General features: G+C 45.5%; 19 protein-coding genes and 1 riboswitch. Of the genes, 6 read left to right on the plus strand and 13 right to left on the minus strand.

Annotated features, from left to right (window positions below):
* Positions 1-60: 60 nt before the first annotated feature.
* The 5 genes from mpl (at position 61) to thiQ (ending at position 5,683) form a co-directional block, all read left to right on the plus strand.
* Complete coding sequence (gene mpl, locus CWO27_RS20065; protein WP_102478652.1) at positions 61-1,419, plus strand: UDP-N-acetylmuramate:L-alanyl-gamma-D-glutamyl-meso-diaminopimelate ligase; 1,359 nt, start codon at positions 61-63, stop codon at positions 1,417-1,419.
* 38 nt (positions 1,420-1,457) lie between these two features.
* The gene (locus CWO27_RS20070) at positions 1,458-2,081 is read left to right on the plus strand and encodes a flavin prenyltransferase UbiX (RefSeq protein ID WP_016787846.1); all 624 of its coding nucleotides are present in this window, start codon (positions 1,458-1,460) and stop codon (positions 2,079-2,081) included.
* Between the two features lie 43 nt (positions 2,082-2,124).
* Positions 2,125-2,244: riboswitch (TPP riboswitch) on the plus strand.
* Positions 2,245-2,297: 53 nt separating this feature from the next.
* On the plus strand, positions 2,298-3,290 hold the full coding sequence (gene thiB, locus CWO27_RS20075) for a thiamine ABC transporter substrate binding subunit (protein WP_102432492.1): 993 nt from the start codon (positions 2,298-2,300) through the stop codon (positions 3,288-3,290).
* 82 nt (positions 3,291-3,372) lie between these two features.
* A complete protein-coding gene (gene thiP / locus CWO27_RS20080) occupies positions 3,373-4,968 on the plus strand; it encodes a thiamine/thiamine pyrophosphate ABC transporter permease ThiP (protein WP_170960832.1) in 1,596 nt (531 codons plus the stop codon).
* Positions 4,969-4,978: 10 nt separating this feature from the next.
* Complete coding sequence (thiQ, locus tag CWO27_RS20085) at positions 4,979-5,683, plus strand: thiamine ABC transporter ATP-binding protein (RefSeq protein WP_102432493.1); 705 nt, start codon at positions 4,979-4,981, stop codon at positions 5,681-5,683.
* A 108-nt stretch (positions 5,684-5,791) separates the two neighbouring features.
* On the opposite strand, the gene yjgA is transcribed toward thiQ, so the two are convergent.
* Positions 5,792-6,316 carry a ribosome biogenesis factor YjgA gene (gene yjgA, locus CWO27_RS20090; protein WP_017058909.1) on the minus strand — a complete coding sequence of 175 codons (525 nt, stop codon included), beginning with the start codon at positions 6,314-6,316 and terminating at the stop codon, positions 5,792-5,794.
* Between the two features lie 118 nt (positions 6,317-6,434).
* Between yjgA and pmbA the strand changes: the two genes are divergently transcribed.
* Positions 6,435-7,778 (plus strand): metalloprotease PmbA, encoded by a 1,344-nt coding sequence (pmbA, locus tag CWO27_RS20095; RefSeq protein WP_102432494.1) that lies wholly within the window; start codon positions 6,435-6,437, stop codon positions 7,776-7,778.
* 96 nt (positions 7,779-7,874) lie between these two features.
* On the opposite strand, the gene mgtE is transcribed toward pmbA, so the two are convergent.
* The 12 genes from mgtE to CWO27_RS20155 all read right to left on the minus strand — a co-directional run bounded on the left by mgtE (position 7,875) and on the right by CWO27_RS20155 (position 17,147).
* A complete protein-coding gene (mgtE, locus tag CWO27_RS20100) occupies positions 7,875-9,230 on the minus strand; it encodes a magnesium transporter (protein ID WP_107899431.1) in 1,356 nt (451 codons plus the stop codon).
* Positions 9,231-9,378: 148 nt separating this feature from the next.
* On the minus strand, positions 9,379-9,654 hold the full coding sequence (locus tag CWO27_RS20105) for an HPr family phosphocarrier protein (RefSeq protein ID WP_004735299.1): 276 nt from the start codon (positions 9,652-9,654) through the stop codon (positions 9,379-9,381).
* A gap of 2 nt (positions 9,655-9,656) precedes the next feature.
* Positions 9,657-10,526 (minus strand): RNase adapter RapZ, encoded by an 870-nt coding sequence (rapZ, locus tag CWO27_RS20110; RefSeq protein WP_107899432.1) that lies wholly within the window; start codon positions 10,524-10,526, stop codon positions 9,657-9,659.
* A gap of 1 nt (position 10,527) precedes the next feature.
* Positions 10,528-10,989: a PTS IIA-like nitrogen regulatory protein PtsN gene (gene ptsN, locus CWO27_RS20115; protein ID WP_004738707.1), complete on the minus strand. Its 462-nt coding sequence runs from the start codon at positions 10,987-10,989 to the stop codon at positions 10,528-10,530.
* Between the two features lies 1 nt (position 10,990).
* Positions 10,991-11,278: a ribosome hibernation promoting factor gene (hpf, locus tag CWO27_RS20120; protein WP_009847742.1), complete on the minus strand. Its 288-nt coding sequence runs from the start codon at positions 11,276-11,278 to the stop codon at positions 10,991-10,993.
* A 62-nt stretch (positions 11,279-11,340) separates the two neighbouring features.
* Complete coding sequence (locus CWO27_RS20125) at positions 11,341-12,801, minus strand: RNA polymerase factor sigma-54 (protein WP_107899433.1); 1,461 nt, start codon at positions 12,799-12,801, stop codon at positions 11,341-11,343.
* Positions 12,802-12,855: 54 nt separating this feature from the next.
* Positions 12,856-13,581, minus strand: coding sequence for an LPS export ABC transporter ATP-binding protein (gene lptB / locus CWO27_RS20130; protein WP_004735304.1), 726 nt, complete (start codon positions 13,579-13,581; stop codon positions 12,856-12,858).
* Positions 13,582-13,583: 2 nt separating this feature from the next.
* Positions 13,584-14,078 carry a lipopolysaccharide transport periplasmic protein LptA gene (lptA, locus tag CWO27_RS20135; protein WP_004735305.1) on the minus strand — a complete coding sequence of 165 codons (495 nt, stop codon included), beginning with the start codon at positions 14,076-14,078 and terminating at the stop codon, positions 13,584-13,586.
* A complete protein-coding gene (gene lptC / locus CWO27_RS20140; RefSeq protein WP_004735306.1) occupies positions 14,059-14,622 on the minus strand; it encodes an LPS export ABC transporter periplasmic protein LptC in 564 nt (187 codons plus the stop codon). The genes lptA and lptC overlap by 20 nt, the downstream gene beginning before the upstream one ends.
* Positions 14,619-15,176: a 3-deoxy-manno-octulosonate-8-phosphatase KdsC gene (gene kdsC / locus CWO27_RS20145; protein ID WP_048659268.1), complete on the minus strand. Its 558-nt coding sequence runs from the start codon at positions 15,174-15,176 to the stop codon at positions 14,619-14,621. The genes lptC and kdsC overlap by 4 nt, the downstream gene beginning before the upstream one ends.
* Positions 15,176-16,147, minus strand: a complete 972-nt coding sequence (gene kdsD / locus CWO27_RS20150; protein WP_102432495.1) for an arabinose-5-phosphate isomerase KdsD — start codon at positions 16,145-16,147, stop codon at positions 15,176-15,178. Before kdsD ends, kdsC begins: the two co-directional genes overlap by 1 nt.
* A 34-nt stretch (positions 16,148-16,181) precedes the next feature.
* Positions 16,182-17,147: a calcium/sodium antiporter gene (locus tag CWO27_RS20155; protein ID WP_048659266.1), complete on the minus strand. Its 966-nt coding sequence runs from the start codon at positions 17,145-17,147 to the stop codon at positions 16,182-16,184.
* Positions 17,148-17,218: the final 71 nt, after the last annotated feature.

Consider the following 17,218-nt stretch of genomic DNA (forward strand, 5'->3'; position numbering starts at 1 on the left):
ATGAGTGCTAGCCGTTTTAATTAGGCATCGTTTATTTAGCCAAGCGTTTGGAAGCAATTTATGCATATTCATATCTTAGGAATTTGTGGCACCTTCATGGGAGGTGCTGCGGTATTGGCTCGTCAATTAGGTCACAAGGTTACCGGTAGTGACGCGAATGTGTACCCACCAATGAGCACTTTGTTGGAATCTCAAGGGATTGAAATTATTGAAGGGTTCGACCCAAGCCAATTAGAACCAAGGCCGGATCTCGTGGTGATTGGCAATGCGATGAGTCGTGGCAACCCGTGTGTTGAGTATGTATTGGATAACAACCTTAGATACACCTCAGGCCCGCAATGGTTGCAAGAGTTCTTACTGCATGACCGTTGGGTATTGGCGGTATCGGGTACGCATGGCAAGACAACAACATCGAGCATGCTGGCTTGGGTCTTAGAGGACTGTGGCTATGCACCAGGCTTTTTAGTTGGTGGTGTGTTGGGTAACTTTGGTATTTCTGCTCGTCTTGGTGAAAGCATGTTCTTCGTGGTAGAAGCCGACGAATACGACAGTGCTTTTTTTGATAAACGATCTAAGTTCGTCCATTACCACCCAAGAACCTTGGTGATGAATAACCTAGAGTTCGATCATGCGGACATCTTCGATGATCTTGAGGCAATTAAACGTCAGTTTCATCACTTAGTGCGCACTGTGCCAAGCAATGGCCGTATTTTCTCACCTAAGCAAGATACGGCTATTCAAGACGTTCTATCTCGTGGCTGTTGGAGTGAGACTGAATCGAGTGGTGAACTCGGTGATTGGGATGCGAAGAAGCTGGTTAAAGACGGCTCTAAATTTGAGGTTTACTTCCAAGGCGAATGCGTTGGAACTGTCGACTGGGATTTGGTTGGCGACCATAACGTCAATAATGCTTTGATGGCGATTGCAGCTGCGCGACATGTAGGGGTGACACCTGATTTAGCGTGTGAATCGTTGGCGAAGTTCATCAACACCAAACGTCGTCTAGAGTTTAAAGGCGAAGTGGCAGGCGTTTCTGTCTATGACGATTTTGCACATCACCCAACGGCAATTGAACTTACGCTGGGCGGCTTACGTAATAAGGTCGACACGAAGAAAATCATTGCCGTGCTAGAGCCTCGTTCTGCCACCATGAAACGTGGTGTGCATAAAGAAACCCTGGCTGATTCGTTGAAGCAAGCGGATTCTACCTACTTATTCCAACCGGAAAACATTGATTGGTCGGTACAAGATGTTGCGGACGCTTGTCACCAACCGGCACACGTGAGTGGTGACATGGATGCATTCGTTGCTAAAATTGTCTCAGAGGCACAAGCGGGTGACCAAATCTTGGTAATGAGTAATGGCGGTTTTGGTGGTATTCACCAAAAACTGTTGGATGGGTTGGCACTCAAAGGCTAATGGCGTTCACGACCTTATAATTTGAAGTAATTGAGAACATGACAAAACACGATAAAGCGATAACTCTTGCTTTTACTGGCGCATCCGGTGCGCCTTATGGCTTGCGTTTACTTGAATGCCTTTTGGCGGCCGATTATCAGGTCTACTTGCTGATTTCATCGGCAGCAAGAGTGGTATTGGCGACCGAGCATGAACTCAAGCTACCTGCTGGGCCGGATGCGGCGAAACAAGCTTTGGTTAAACATCTTGGGTGTGACCCCGAAAAGCTGGTGGTGTGTGGCAAAGATGACTGGTTCTCGCCGGTTGCCTCTGGATCAGCAGCGCCGAAGCAGATGGTGGTGTGTCCATGTTCTGCAGGAAGCTTGGCTTCAATTGCACATGGCTTGTCGGATAACTTGATTGAGCGAGCGGCAGATGTGGTCATGAAAGAGCGAGGCCAATTGTTGTTGGTGGTTCGTGAGACGCCATTTTCGACGCTTCATTTAGAGAACATGCACAAACTCTCAACCATGGGCGTGACGATCATGCCTGCGGCTCCGGGTTTTTATCACCAACCTAAGTCGATCGAAGATCTGGTCGATTTTATGGTGGCGCGTATTTTGGATCATCTTGGTATTGAGCAAGGTTTAGTGCCACGTTGGGGTTACGATCAACGTAATTGATCCAAACTTGATAGCTTATTGTTAAAATTCGAATTACAATTCTGAACACTCATCGGGGAGCGAACCATTCAAATAATGAATGCGAGCTGAGATCAAGCATACGCTTGGGACCCGTAAACCTGAACCAGATAATGCTGGCGTAGGAATTGAGTTAGGAACAACCTCTACCGTTCTCCTCCCTCAAACCTGTGCCGCTCAGACCATGGAGAGCGTCCAGTGAAAATCACATTAACTACCCTTGCTGTAACTACAGCGATCTCTTTTTCTGCCTTCGCTGCAGACAACACTTTGACTGTATATACCTATGACTCTTTTGCTGCGGATTGGGGCCCTCGTCCTGCCGTTGAAAAAGCATTTGAAGAGAAGTGTGGTTGTGATGTGAACTTTGTCGCGCTCGAAGATGGCGTGTCTATTCTTAACCGTTTGCGTCTTGAAGGCGGTAACAGCAAAGCTGACATCGTGTTAGGTCTAGACAACAACCTAATGGCTGAAGCGAAAGCAACGGGTTTATTGGCTGAGCACAACGTTGATACTTCATCAGTAACACTGCCTAATGGTTGGGATGACAGCACCTTTGTACCTTATGACTTTGGTTACTTTGCCTTTGTATATAACACAGAGAAACTCGCAAACCCGCCTAAAAGCCTAAAAGAGTTGGTTGAGCAGCGTGATGATCTGAAGGTTATCTACCAAGATCCACGTACTTCAACACCTGGACAAGGCATGATGTTATGGATGAAATCTGTTTACGGTGATGAAGCAACGGCAGCTTGGAAGAAGCTAGCTCAGAAAACCGTTACGGTAACCAAAGGTTGGTCTGAAGCTTACTCTATGTTCCTAGAAGGTGAGTCTGACTTGGTTCTGTCTTACACAACGTCTCCGGCTTACCATATCATTGCAGAGAGCGATTCTAAGTACGCAGCAGCGAGCTTCGAAGAAGGGCATTACACTCAAGTTGAAGTGGCCGCTAAGGTTAAAGGCAGTAACAACGAAAAGCTTGCTGATGAGTTTATGGCCTTTATCCTAAGTGATGAATTCCAATCGGCGATGCCTACAGGTAACTGGATGTATCCAGTAACGGGTGTCGAGCTACCAAAAGGTTTTGAGCAGTTAACTGTACCGCAGAAGGCGCTGAGCTTTAGCTCTGAAGAGATCGCCGAGAAGCGCAAGCCTTGGATTCGTGAATGGCAGAGTGCACTTACTTTCTAACGTACTTTTAAAAATTAGCTTTCTGTATTTAAAGGTTCATTCGACATCAATTGAGTGAGCCATTTACGGTAAAAATCAATCTATGATAAAGAAAACACCTAAGGTCGGGATCTGGGTTGCGATACTCATTACCGCCTTCGTGGTTTCAGCAGTTGGGGCATTGCTTAGCAATGCCCCTTCTCTTGATATCAGCCAAGTATGGTCAGATCCTTACTATTGGCATGTAACGAAATTCAGCTTTTATCAAGCGACATTCTCAACAGTGCTGAGTGTTGGTTTTGCTATACCTATTGCGCATGTTTTGTGTCGTAGACAATTTTTTGGACGAGCCTTGTTATTAAGGTTGTTCGCGTCGACCTTGGTTCTGCCTGTGTTGGTCGGAGTATTTGGCTTGCTGGCGATTTACGGCAACAGTGGTTGGTTAGCTAAGTTCTTGGCGAACTTCGACATTGAGCTACCATTCTCGATTTATGGCTTGAATGGTATTTTGTTGGCGCACGTTTTCTTCAACCTGCCTTATGCCAGCCGTTTACTTCTGCAAGCGTTAGATACCGTGCCTGCCGAGCAGCATAAACTCTGTGCTCACTTAGGCATGAGCCATTGGAATAAATTTAAATGGGTTGAATGGCCGAGGCTAAGACAGCAATTGCCTCATGTGTGTGGCTTAGTCTTCATGTTGTGTTTCACCAGCTTTGCTACCGTGATGGCGTTGGGTGGTGGTCCGAAATCAACCACCATTGAGCTAGCCATCTATCAAGCAATCAAATTCGACTTTGACCTGCAAGCTGGCGCGTTGCTCGCGATATGGCAAATGCTGTTGTGTGGCGTATTAGCTGTGAGTATTCAGCGTTTGTCTAAGCCTATATCTGTGACGGCTAGTCAGCTGTCGGAAGAGAAGTATTTGGTCAAGGACAGCTGGTGGTCAAAAGCTTGGGATAGCTTTTGGATCATCATAGTCTCAATGCTGGTATTGCCGCCCTTAGCGATGGTTATTTTAAGTGGTATTAACTCTCAGGCGCTCACTGTACTGAGCAGCGAGCCATTTTGGGCTGCGTTAATGACCTCGGTTCGTGTTGCTGCCCTCGCAAGTATCATCGCTGTTGGTATTGGTATCACGATCCTTCTAACCAGTCGCGCATGGCGTTTGCAGAACAAGAACTTTAGAGCGGATAAGATTGAGCTGATTGGCACTATTATTTTGGTGACACCGGGCTTGGTGATTAGTACTGGCCTCTTCTTATTGCTACGTTCATTTACCGATGTGTTCAGCTTAGCTTTCTTTATTGTGATTGCCGTAAACAGTTTGATGGCGCTGCCTTACGTAATTAAAACCTTAGCTCAACCTATGCTGCATTTGTCTCAGCAGTACCAGTATGTGTGTGCAAGCTTAGGAATGACAGGGTTCACTCGCTTTAGGTTGGTGGAGTGGCGCGCATTACGTAAACCTATGGCACAAGCATTCTCAATCAGCTTTATGCTGGCGATGGGCGACTTAAGTGCGATTGCCTTGTTTGGTAGCCAAGATTTTAGAACTCTGCCTTTGTATCTATTCCAATTGTTAGGCAGCTATCAAATGGAAGCGGCGGCTGTGGTGTCAGTGAGTTTACTGTTGTTGAGTGTGGGCAGTTTTAGCCTGATTGAATTTTTGTTTACTCGAAGCTCAAAGCTAAAGAGTTAAGGAACCGATGATGTTAGTGATGAAAGATGTGGATTACCACTATCACCAAGAGTTGTTTAGTTTTGATTTCCAAGCCGAGCAGGGTGATATTGTTGCTCTGATGGGGCCAAGTGGTGCGGGTAAATCAACGCTACTCGCATTGGTTGCTGGGTTTATCGAGCCTACATCGGGTGAGATCTCAGTGGCTGGCCAGTCGCTTATTGGCAAAGAAGCACATCAGCGCCCATTGGCGATGTTGTTCCAAGAACACAACCTATTTTCTCACCTCACGGTGCGTGAAAATATTGGATTAGGCTTACATCCAGGGTTAAAGCTTACCGTAACCCAAAAGCAATCTGTGGAACAAGCCGCAGCACAAGTGGGTGTTGCTGAGTATTTGGATAGATTGCCTGAGCACTTATCAGGCGGTCAACGCCAGCGTGTCGCACTAGCGCGTTGTTTTGTTCAACCACACGACATTTGGCTGCTTGATGAACCTTTTTCTGCGCTTGACCCTGTGCTGCGGGAAGAGATGCTGAGCTTGGTAAAGCGATTAGCGGCAGAGCGCAATATTACCGTCTTGATGGTGACACACCATTTAGGAGATGCACGCAGCATTGCAAATAAGTTTGTTTTTGTGGCGCTAGGTAAGGTTTTGGTTGAAGACTCGATAGAGGTACTGACGGCGGAGCATCCACAGCCAGAATTAAGCTCATTTGTTAAAGCGGGTGAGTGACGATTCATCACTTTTGTTGGATATCTTTAATATTGAGTACGTAGAAAACAAAAAGACCTAGCATGCGCTAGGTCTTTTATTCACTCTATAAGTAAAGCGAGATAACGATTAGTCTTCTAGCTTTAGCTCTTTTAAGATTTGGAAAATTTCACGAGAAGACTTTGCAGGCTTGTTCGCAGATTTCTCTTTGTTAGCCTGGCGAGCTAGCTGACGAAGACGCTGACGGTCTGCTTCAGGGTACATTTCCATGACTTCTGAAATAGCCGCATCACCTTCAGCAACAACACGATCACGCAGTTGCTCAAGCTTATGTAGCTCAGCTGTTGCTTGTGAGTGTTTGTTGCGTACTTTATCCAAAGCCGCTTGAATTGGCTCAGGATCGACATTGCGCATTACTTTACCAATGTATTGAAGTTGACGACGCTTCGCTTCATTTTTAAAGCGTTGTGCATCTTTAATCGCTTGTGCCAAATCTTCAGACAGCGGAAATTTGTCTAATACAGAAGGCTTTAGACCAACAAGCTCTTCTCCCAGCTTTTGCAGGGCATCCATGTCCGTTTTCATTTCTGTCTTACTTACCCAGATGATTTCTTCTTCTGGTTCCCATGGGGCTTTTTGGTTTTTGCGAGCCATCTTTTCTGCCTATGTCACTATCTCAAACGAATATATTGCCTATTTTAGCAAGAATCTTGGGGAGAAAGCGAAATTCTTGTTATCCTACGTAATATTGACCTAAAAAATTAGAATAGATATGGATGTAAAACAGCAAGTCGCCCAGCAAAGAGTTGAGCTAGAAGCCGCAGTAGCTAAAGCGTTGGATATGGCATCAGTGAGTGCAGACGCAGCTGAGGTCGCTATTACTAAGTCAACGGGTTTAAGTGTTTCAACACGTATGTGTGAAGTGGAAAACGTTGAATTTAATAGTGATGGTGCGCTAGGTATTACTGTTTATCGCGGCCAGAAAAAAGGCAGCGCATCTACATCTGATCTGAGTGAAAAGGCCATTGCTCAAACAGTAGCGGCTGCGCTTGATATCGCTCAGTACACTTCTGAAGACCCATTTGCAGGTCCTGCAGCAAAAGAATACATGGTAAGAGAAATTCCAGATTTGGATCTTTTCCACCCTGATGAACCAAACCCTGATTATGCTGCTGAGATTGCGATTGCTGCTGAGAAGCAAGCGTTAGCTTATAGCGATAAGATTAAGCAGAGTGATGGCGCAAGCTACGACAGCCATTATGGCGTTAAGGTTTATGGTAACAGCCATGGCTTACTAGCAAGCTACGCTTCAAGTCGCCATAGCACGAGCTGCTGTGTGATTGGAGAAGGCGCTAACGGTGAAATGGAACGAGACTACAGCTACACCGTTGCACGTCACCGTGATGAGCTATGGACGCCTGAGCGCGTAGGTCAAGAAGCAGCAGAAAAGACCATTAGCCGTTTGGATGCGAAAAAGCTACCAACAGGCCAATACCCAATTATGTTTGCTAACGATGTAGCTACTGGCCTGATCGGTCACCTTGTGATGGCGATCAGTGGCGGTAACCTTTACCGCAAGTCGTCATTCCTATTGGATCATCTAGGTCAGAAAATCCTACCGGACTGGTTTAATATTTCTGAGCGACCACATATCCTGCGAGGTTTGGCTTCAAGCCCGTTTGATAGCGAAGGTGTGTTCACTCAAGATCGTGAAATCATCACTGACGGTGTGCTAGCTACTTACTTACTAACGAGCTATGCCGCACGTAAAATGGACATGACACCAACAGGCCATGCGGGTGGTATTCATAACTGGTTTGTTAAATCGACCGGCCAAAACTTTGAGCAGATGCTAAAAGAGTTAGGGACTGGCTTCCTAGTCACTGAAGTGATGGGCCAAGGCGTAAACACCGTAACGGGTGATTATTCACGTGGCGCTGCAGGTTTCTGGGTTGAGAACGGAGAGATCCAATACCCAGTATCGGAAGTGACGATTGCGGGTAACCTAAAAGACATGTTTACTCAGATTGTTGCAGTCGGCAACGACGTAGAAACACGTTCTCAGATTCAAACGGGTTCTATCTTGCTTGAGTCAATGAAAGTCGCAGGTGAGTAATTCAATTAACACTAATTGATGAATTAAAAAAGGGAGCCAATGGCTCCCTTTTTGTTTTCTGTATGTCGCCAAAAATTGGCTAGCTGCTTCTGCTAACTAGATCAGTATGGTGGCTAAGCCTAAGAACACAGATAGGCCAATAACATCGGTTACGGTGGTCAGTGCCATACCGCCAGCAAGGGCTGGATCGATATTCATTTTCTTCAGCATCACCGGGATGGTTACACCGGCAATACCAGCCACTATCAAGTTGGTCATCATCGCTGCTGAGATGATGCCTCCCAGTATCCAGTTACCTTTCCAAGCGACCACGATACCGCCAATGATAACGGCCCATAACACGCCGTTTAGGAAGCCGATGGCTGCCTCTTTAAGTAGTAGTTCACGTTTGTTACTGTCACCGATATGACCGAGTGCCAAGCCACGAATCACCAGAGCAACGGTTTGGTTACCGGCAACCCCGCCCATTGAAGGCACGATAGTCATCAGAACCGCAATCGCTGCCATTTGGTCGAGCGTTGCTTCAAACATATTCGATACCGATGCTGCAGCAAGTGCCGCGAGTACGTTAGCACCAAGCCACACACTACGACGACGAGCGGATTTTACGACTGGTGCGAAGGTATCTTCGTCATCGTCCATACCCGCCATACTCATCATTGAGTGTTCAGCATCTTCACGGATAACATCAACCACGTCATCGATGGTGATACGACCAACAAGGTGTTGATTGCTATCGACTACTGGCGCTGAAACCCAATTACGACGTTCGAACAGGCTCGCAATATCTGAAGCGCTGGTTTCAACCGCGATCGCTTCGTCGGCATCCTCCATCACTTCGGAAACTGCCACATCAGGCTGAGTCGTTACTAGTGTGGTAAGCGATAGGTTACCGATAAGACGTTCTTCTTCATCAATAACATACAGAGCGTCAGTTGCATCGGGCAGTTCGCCACGCATACGCATGTAACGCAGTACGACCTCAACATCGACATCACCACGGATCGTGATTACGTCGGTGTTCATTAACGCACCCGCTGAATCTTCTGGGTACGATAGTGCGGTTTCAACTAAAGCACGATCAACGGAGTCCATTTGAGAAAGGACTTCGCGAGAAACATCGTCAGGCAGGCTTCGAAGTACGTACGCGACGTCATCGGTTTCCATACCTTCGGTTGCTTCTGCCAAGGTCTCTGGTGCCATTTTTGACACAAGAGCATCTTTGACATCTTCGTTTAGCTCATCAAGAATTTCACCGTAGTCTTCAGGATCGGTGAGTTGCCAGAGTACATCACGACTTTTGCGAGGGGAGGCTTCTAAAAGGTGTGCAATATCTTCAGGTTCCATATCCTGAAGTTGTCGGCGTACGTGAACAAATCGGCCGTTTTCTAGGGCTTCGCTGACTTCTTGGAGGGTTTGGTGAGCTTGGTCGAATTCTAATTGCTCTGCCATATTTTCCTCCTATCTCATTATTCTAACAATACTTGGAATAGTAACTTAATTCTGGGGCTTATTTAAATCATTAACTTAGGTAGAACTAAGAATTAATATTGGTTGATGCGTGGTTTGAGTTCTAGATGTTGTGAGTGAAGCGTTTTTGCTACTCGCCTTCATCAAACCGGTCTTCAATTAGGTGACAAACGGCATCAAGCGCTTGTTGTGAATCGGTGCCTGCGGCTTGGATGGTGATGTGTTGCCCTTGCGCCGACTCCAGCATAAGTAGCCCCATTACACTGTCTGCTGTTGCTGTTTTATCTTCTTCACTATGGATGGTGATGGTTGCATCAAAGCTTTGTGCAAGCTCAACCAATTTTACGGCTGCTCTAGCGTGAAGACCCAAGCGATTTTGGATCAGTACAGTTCGAGTTAATTCCATGGTTAGCCCTGTTGGTGCTTCTCTAGGGAGGCGTGTCTGATTTGAACTTGATGGCCAAGTTGTTCGAAGTATTCACCAATTTTCTGAGTTAGGTAAACCGAGCGGTGTTTACCGCCAGTACAACCAATCGCGACCGTTAGATAGCTGCGATTATTCTTCTCTAACATTGGCAACCACTGCTCAACAAAGCCTTGAATTTGCTGCTTGAGTTCAAGAACTTCTGAGTGTTTTTCAAGAAAAGAGTGAATGGGTGCATCAAGACCCGTTAATGGTCGTAGTGCGGGTTCCCAGTGAGGATTCGGCAAAAAGCGAACATCAAACACATAGTCAGCATCACTTGGTAGTCCGTATTTGAAACCGAAAGATTGAAAGACAATGATCAGCTCTTGCTTCTCTTTGCCTTCAACTTTAAATCGAACCTTTTCGCTCAATTCGTAGAGGTTGCAGTTACTGCTGTCAATCACAATGCTGGCTTGCTCTGCGAGAGGTGTTAGGAGTGTCTTTTCTAAATCAATCGCTTGCTCAAGAGATAACTTTTCCTGACCGATCGATAAAGGGTGGATTCTGCGTGTTTCGCTGTAGCGCTTGAGTAACGTCTGCTTGCTTGCATCGAGGAACAAGACGTTCACATCAATGTTGGTTGCAGACTCTAGCTGCTCTAGCATTTCTGTTACTAGCTGAGGCTCTTTCGGAAGGTTACGAATATCAATACTAACAGCAACGTTTTGATTGATCTCACGTACCGACTCGACGAAGTCGTTGAGCAAGTTTACTGGAAGGTTATCGACACAGTAATACCCCAAGTCTTCAAGGACTCGTAGCGCAACACTTTTACCGGCCCCAGATTGGCCACTAACAACGATTAACCGCATGTTATTGCTCGCAAGTTGGCACTTGAATCATGATGTCGTAAAGCTCTTGATCGCTTTGAGCATTACGCAACTGTTTAAGAGTTTGCTTGTCGTTAAGTCGTTCTGCCATACAAGAAAGGGTTTTTAGATGCTCCTTGCACTGTTCACTTGGAACAAGCAGGGCAAATAATAGGTCGACAGGACGATTATCAATCGCATCAAATTCGATGGGATCTTGGCATTGCAGTAATACAGCAATCGCTTTATCACTGACATTCATACGAGCATGGGGAATAGCAATGCCATTACCAATACCTGTACTGCCCATTTTCTCACGGCTCAACATGCACTCAAACAGTTCTGTTGAATCTTGACCACAGCTTTCTGCTGCGATCTGACTGATGAGCTCAAGGGCTCTTTTTTTGCTTGTGCATTGGACTGCACTTTTGGTGCAGTCCAATGAAAGTACTTCGCTTAATTGCATGTTAGTGACTACTTAGCTTTTCTTTGTGCTTGTTGAGTTGGCGGACGAGTTTATCAACCAACGAATCAATCGCGGCATACATGCTTTCATCTGTTGCTGTCGCATGGATTTCCCCCTGATTTATATGCAGGGTAGCTTCTGCGATTTGATTGATTTTCTCAACTTTTAAAACAACCTGAACGCTATTGATATGATCAAAGAAGCGCTCAAGTTTGTCGAATTTGGTGTGAACATAGTCTTGCATTGAATCGGTAAGATCAACGTGATGGCCTTGAATATTGATTTGCATAGACTTTCCTTTTCAGTTGGTTGCCTGATCATAGTTGCTAAGTAACTAGCGACTAAATGAGCTTATAGCAGGCGTTTACGCTGACTCGATGGAGCAATGCCCAGAGACTCACGGTATTTCGCTATGGTACGTCTAGCTACCTGAATTCCTTGGTCAGCCAGTAAAGCAGCAATCTTACTATCACTTAGAGGCTTCGCGGTGTTTTCCGCTGCGACAAGCTTCTTAATGAGTGCGCGAATTGCTGTAGATGAACATTCACCGCCATTGTCAGTGCTGACATGGCTTGAGAAAAAGTATTTGAGTTCGAAGATTCCACGTGGTGTGTGCATGAATTTTTGAGTCGTCACACGAGAGATCGTGGATTCGTGCATATCAACAGCTAACGCAACATCATTCAGAACCATTGGCTTCATCGCTTCTTCGCCATGTTCGAAGAAATCACGTTGATGTTCAACAATGCATCGCGCAACTTTGAGTAGCGTCTCATTTCGACTCTCTAGGCTTTTAATTAGCCACTTTGCTTCTTGCAAATTTGAGCGGATGTATTGATTGTCGGCGCTGTTGCCTTTACTACCCAGATCAGCGTACTGCTGATTTACTTTCAGTTTAGGCACGCTATCAGGGTTAATGGTCACTAACCATTTGCCAAGGTCTTTGAAGACAGATACATCCGGGACCACATACTCAGTTTCATCCGGAGTAATCTTACTGCCAGGGCGAGGGTCCAGCTGTTGAATAAGCTGCAAAACTTCACGTAGTTCTGCTTCTTTCAACTTGGTTTCTTTGATAACCAATTTGTAATCACGGTTACCAAGTTGGTCAATATGGCTAGTAAGTACTAACTTAGCTTCGTTGAGCCAAGGCGTATCTTGAGGGAAGGTTGCCAGTTGCAGTAATAAGCAATCTTGCAGATTGACTGAACCGACACCTAGCGGGTCAAACTGTTGAATTCGTTTACGTACGGCTTCAATTTCATCAAGCTCGATCTCTTCATTGTCGAAGTTTTCAAGGATGTCTTCACAAGTTACAGTGAGGTAGCCATAGTCATCGATGGCATCAATCAACGCAAAAGCGATGCTTCGGTCGGTGTCAGTGAATGGTGTTAGATCGAGTTGCCAAAGTAGGTAATCGTGCAGGCTTTGAGTGGTTTCACCTTGGTAAACAGGCATGTCGTCATCAACTGCAATACCTGTATTACCGGTGTTTGCGCTGTAGACGTCTTCCCAAGTTGTGTCGATTTCTAGTTCGTTGCCAATCTCTGATTTTTCGATTAAGTCTGAACTATCAGGTAAGTCTTGCTCTGTGGCTTCAACGGTTTCTTTTTCGTCACTGCTAGGTTTTTCTTCCGATGTTGGCGTGTCTTCATTGCCTTCTTCGACATCGAGTAGTGGGTTAGATTCAAGTGCTTCTTGAATCTCTTGTTGCAAATCTAAAGTAGACAATTGCAACAAACGAATCGCTTGCTGCAATTGAGGAGTCATTGCTAACTGTTGGCCTAGCTTAAGTTGTAATGAGGGTTTCATTCAGTGTGACTTACCTAGTTATTATTCTTAGAACTCTCGATACTCTCTATATAATCATAGACGGAATTGTTCGCCTAGATAAACTTGTTTAACTTGTTCGTTATTGAGAACATCTTCAGGAGTACCTTCAGCGATTAGGTGTCCTTGGCTTACGATGTAAGCTTTTTCACATACGTCTAGTGTTTCACGAACGTTGTGGTCGGTAATCAAAACGCCCAAGCCACGATCGCGTAGGTGAACAATGATTTTTTTGATATCGATAACCGAGATCGGGTCAACACCAGCGAACGGTTCATCCAGAAGAATGAACTGCGGGTTTGCTGCTAGTGCGCGAGCAATCTCAACACGACGACGCTCACCACCCGACAGAGCCATACCATTACTGGTACGGATATGTTGGATGTGGAATTCTTCAAGCAGGTCTTCCAACTTATCTTGACGCTGTTCATTGGTCATCTCATCACGGGTTTGTAATACCGCCATGATGTTGTTCTCAACTGACAACTTACGGAAAATCGATGCTTCTTGTGGCAGATAACCGATACCAAGACGAGAGCGACTGTGCATTGGCAAGATACTGATGTCTCGGTCATCAATGCTGATGGTGCCCTCATCACGCGCAACCAGACCAACAATCATATAGAAAGACGTGGTTTTACCTGCACCGTTAGGCCCAAGCAGACCAACGATCTGGCCTGACTCTACCTGCAAGCTTACATCGGTAACAACTTTGCGCTTGCTGTAGGTTTTCGCTAGGTTTTTTGCTTTAAGAACAGCCATCGTTACTTATTCACTTCCGTTGGTTGTAAAACCGTTGACACTCGTTTGTTTTCACCACTGTCAGCGACTAATTTCTGAGAACCGATCTGGTAAGTGATCTTAGAGCCGCGAATGATACTGCCGTCTTGAGATAGCATCGCATTCTTGGTCATGATCAGTTTGTCGGCAACAAGCTGGTAATGCAGGTCGTCAGCTTCACCGTAGAGTGTCTTACCATCGTCAGTAAGCTGAGAGAAGGTTGCTGGCTTACCGAAGCCTTGAATTTCTTCAATCTCGCCGTTTACGGCGTTGCGGGTAACAATAACCTTATCGGCATTGATATTGATGCTGCCTTGTTTAAGGTTTACATCACCAAGAAAGGTTACTTGATTACTTTTCATATCCAATTGCTGGCTGTCTGAGTCAATGTAGACAGGTTGCTCGCTATCCGAAGAAAGGGCATAGACATTTGGTGCCGCAAGGGTCAAAGCGAATAAACTAAGGTGTAAGAGTTTCATATCTACCTTGAACAGAATTAAAGAGGGTTGCATTGTTGGTACCGAAGTTACCTTTCATTGCTTGTCCCTCAGTTTCAAAAAATGTACCGATCATATGGACCGGAGTCTCTGAATAAAAATCTCGGCTAGGCAGCTCAACAACCATTTTATCTGTAGTCATTGTATCGAAGCTGGCTTCTGGCAATAGGTTCTTTGCCACGACGTTGTCATAAAAAGTGACAACTTGATTCTCATCCATAATCGCGCGATCAGCGGTGACTTGCCATTCAATCGTGTGTCCTTCTCGGAATACCGAAAGAACCGGGTTTTGAAAGTGCGTATCGCCAACCACTGAGTAATGTTCTAAATACGTCGATTCAACCTGATAGCTACGAATACCGCTTTCGTCATAGCTAATGTTGTTTAGGCTTTTGCCACTAAACGCGGGCAGCTCCAAATTTGGAGCTACTTGTATCGTTGATGTTTGCTCTTTGTCGTACAGATAATAGGTCGACCAAGAGGCAATAAATATTAGTATTAAATAGATAATACGAGTAAAACTCATATGCTTAAACCTTTATGCACGTCGAGTTCATTTCTTGCTTGTAAAATAAGGTCGCAAACTTCACGTACCGCACCATGACCACCGTTAATGGTTGTCACGTAGTTTGCTCGCTTTGCAAGTAGCGGGTGACCATCTGCTACACAGACCTTCAAGCCAACTTTTTCCATCACAGGCCAGTCGATCAGATCGTCGCCGATGTAACCTGTGTTTTCAGGATTTACAGAAAGCTTATCGCAAATATCCTGGTATGCCTTAACTTTATCGTCTTGGCCTTGATAAATCAGCTTGATGCCTAGAGCAGTCATTCGATTCTCAACAATTTGAGATTTACGACCAGTGATGATCGCGATTTCAATACCCGCGTTCATCAGTGATTTAATGCCGTAACCGTCACGAGTGTGAAAGGTCTTCAGCTCTTCACCGTTGTTGCCCATGTAGATGCGACCATCAGAGAATACACCATCGACATCGCAAATTAGTAGTTTGATCTCTTTTGCTACTGCGAATACATCAGCATCTACTGTGCCGTATAAGGTTTCGACTGTCTGTGTCATTACATTACTCCTGCTTTCAGTAAGTCATGCATGTTTAAGGCTCCAACCAGCTTACCTTCATGGCACAACATCAGGCCATTGATGCTTTTAGCTTGCATCAAGTTTAATCCCTCTACTGCGAGCATGTTTGGTTCTGCTACAGTTGGGTTAAGTGTCATTACGTCGCCGATCTGCGTGTTATGAATATCAACGCGCTTGTCTAGGATTCGGCGTAAATCACCATCGGTAAAAATACCGGCCATTTGGCCATCTTCACCAACGATGGCTGTCATGCCCAAGCCTTTTTGAGATATCTCTAACAGAGCATCTCGTACTAGCGCATTTGGTGCAACAACAGGGAGTGCATCTCCTGTGTGCATGATGTCGTCTAGTTTTAACAGCAGTTGACGACCTAAAGCGCCACCTGGATGAGACAATGCAAAGTCTTGAGCGGTAAAGCCTCGAGCCTGCAAAAGTGCAACGGCTAATGCATCACCCATAACCAAAGTCGCCGTGGTACTGGTTGTTGGTGCTAAGCCCAGTGGACACGCTTCTTCCGGTACTGAAATTTGTAAATGGATATCAGACAAGGTCGCCATGTTTGATGCTGGCTTACCTGTCATGCTGATGATCTTGATGTTCAGACGCTTTAATACAGGGAATAGGCTGAGGATTTCTCCCGATTCGCCTGAGTTGGATATTGCGATCACAATATCGCCAGGTTCGATCATGCCTAAGTCGCCATGCGCTGCTTCTCCTGGGTGCACAAAGAAAGCAGATGTCCCGGTACTTGCTAACGTTGCTGCTATTTTGTTGCCAATGTGGCCTGATTTACCCATGCCCATCACAACGACTTTGCCTTTGTTGTTCAGGATAAGGTCGCAAGCTTTACAAAAATCATCATTAAAATATTGGTCTAATTGAGTGAGACCTGCAACTTCGGTTTCCAAAACTTGTTTTGCAACGCTGCGGTAATCAAATGGCTGAGACATCAAATACTCCAAGTACGGGAAGTTAAATCAACAATTAAGCCGACATGTTCATTAGTAGGTAACTTTGGTAGGCCACAAACGTGATAATTAACACGCCGCCTTCAATACGATTCACGCTACGAGATTTTCCTAGTGCCATAACAACAAGCAGTAGCGATACGCCTAGCATTACCCAGAAGTCTCGACCCATAGCGAACTCGCTCAAGATCGAAGGGTTTAGGATGCCCGGGATACCCATAACAGCAAGGATGTTGAATACGTTTGAGCCAATGATATTACCCACGGCCATATCATCTTCACCCTTCATAACACCAGCAAGTGATGCGGCAAGCTCAGGCAGACTAGTACCTACGGCAATGATAGTTAGACCTATGACAAGATCGCTCATGCCAAAATATTTCGCGATGATTACCGCATTATCTACCAGCATATCAGCAGCCAAAGGCAGGATGATCAGGCCAATCACGACCCACATTGCGGCTTTAGGGTTGCTTACACCCTCTGGGATTTCTGATTCTTGTTCATCAAGGAAAGCATCGCCGTTCTTTTTCTCGCTGCGGCTGATTTGCAACATAGCAAACAAAAACGCGGCAAAAAGAACAAACAACAACACGCCTTCATAGAAGCCTAAATGGTTATCCCACAGTAGGGCGCCCGCTAGTAGAGTAACACCGATCATTAATGGTAGTTCACGACGAATCACGCCTGAGCTAATAGATAATGGCTTAATTAGTGCTGTAATACCTAAAATCAGCGCGATGTTGGCGATGTTTGAACCTAAAACGTTACCAACGGCTGTATCTGTTTTGCCATCAAGGGCTGCTGTTGCAGAAACCATCATTTCAGGAGCCGAAGACCCCATTGCTAAGATCGTCATACCGATAACTAGTGGTGAAATACCGAAGTTGCGAGCAAGAGCTGCGGCACCGTAAACCAGCTTATCTGCACTCCACACCAAAAAACCTAGACCGATAATAAGAAACGCAATCGCTTCAAGCATGATGATTCCTAAAAAATTAATAAAAACGGAGAATTAACCGCTAATTTTGACCTGTTGCTAGATAAAAGGGA

Source organism: Vibrio sp. 10N.286.51.C3, from assembly GCF_003050065.1.
Taxonomy (GTDB): domain Bacteria; phylum Pseudomonadota; class Gammaproteobacteria; order Enterobacterales; family Vibrionaceae; genus Vibrio; species Vibrio crassostreae.

Coding starts and splice junctions, on each gene's coding strand:
- CWO27_RS20155 (WP_048659266.1), bottom strand. CDS start 17,147: ATGCTTGAAGCGATTGCGTTTCTTATTATCGGTCTAGGTTTTTTGGTG.
- CWO27_RS20125 (WP_107899433.1), bottom strand. CDS start 12,801: ATGAAACCCTCATTACAACTTAAGCTAGGCCAACAGTTAGCAATGACT.
- ptsN (WP_004738707.1), bottom strand. CDS start 10,989: ATGCAATTAAGCGAAGTACTTTCATTGGACTGCACCAAAAGTGCAGTC.
- kdsC (WP_048659268.1), bottom strand. CDS start 15,176: ATGACACAGACAGTCGAAACCTTATACGGCACAGTAGATGCTGATGTA.
- yjgA (WP_017058909.1), bottom strand. CDS start 6,316: ATGGCTCGCAAAAACCAAAAAGCCCCATGGGAACCAGAAGAAGAAATC.
- CWO27_RS20070 (WP_016787846.1), top strand. CDS start 1,458: ATGACAAAACACGATAAAGCGATAACTCTTGCTTTTACTGGCGCATCC.
- hpf (WP_009847742.1), bottom strand. CDS start 11,278: ATGCAAATCAATATTCAAGGCCATCACGTTGATCTTACCGATTCAATG.
- lptA (WP_004735305.1), bottom strand. CDS start 14,078: ATGAAACTCTTACACCTTAGTTTATTCGCTTTGACCCTTGCGGCACCA.
- mpl (WP_102478652.1), top strand. CDS start 61: ATGCATATTCATATCTTAGGAATTTGTGGCACCTTCATGGGAGGTGCT.
- kdsD (WP_102432495.1), bottom strand. CDS start 16,147: ATGTCTCAGCCATTTGATTACCGCAGCGTTGCAAAACAAGTTTTGGAA.
- rapZ (WP_107899432.1), bottom strand. CDS start 10,526: ATGCGGTTAATCGTTGTTAGTGGCCAATCTGGGGCCGGTAAAAGTGTT.
- mgtE (WP_107899431.1), bottom strand. CDS start 9,230: ATGGCAGAGCAATTAGAATTCGACCAAGCTCACCAAACCCTCCAAGAA.
- thiQ (WP_102432493.1), top strand. CDS start 4,979: ATGTTAGTGATGAAAGATGTGGATTACCACTATCACCAAGAGTTGTTT.
- thiP (WP_170960832.1), top strand. CDS start 3,373: ATGATAAAGAAAACACCTAAGGTCGGGATCTGGGTTGCGATACTCATT.
- pmbA (WP_102432494.1), top strand. CDS start 6,435: ATGGATGTAAAACAGCAAGTCGCCCAGCAAAGAGTTGAGCTAGAAGCC.
- lptC (WP_004735306.1), bottom strand. CDS start 14,622: ATGAGTTTTACTCGTATTATCTATTTAATACTAATATTTATTGCCTCT.
- CWO27_RS20105 (WP_004735299.1), bottom strand. CDS start 9,654: ATGGAATTAACTCGAACTGTACTGATCCAAAATCGCTTGGGTCTTCAC.
- lptB (WP_004735304.1), bottom strand. CDS start 13,581: ATGGCTGTTCTTAAAGCAAAAAACCTAGCGAAAACCTACAGCAAGCGC.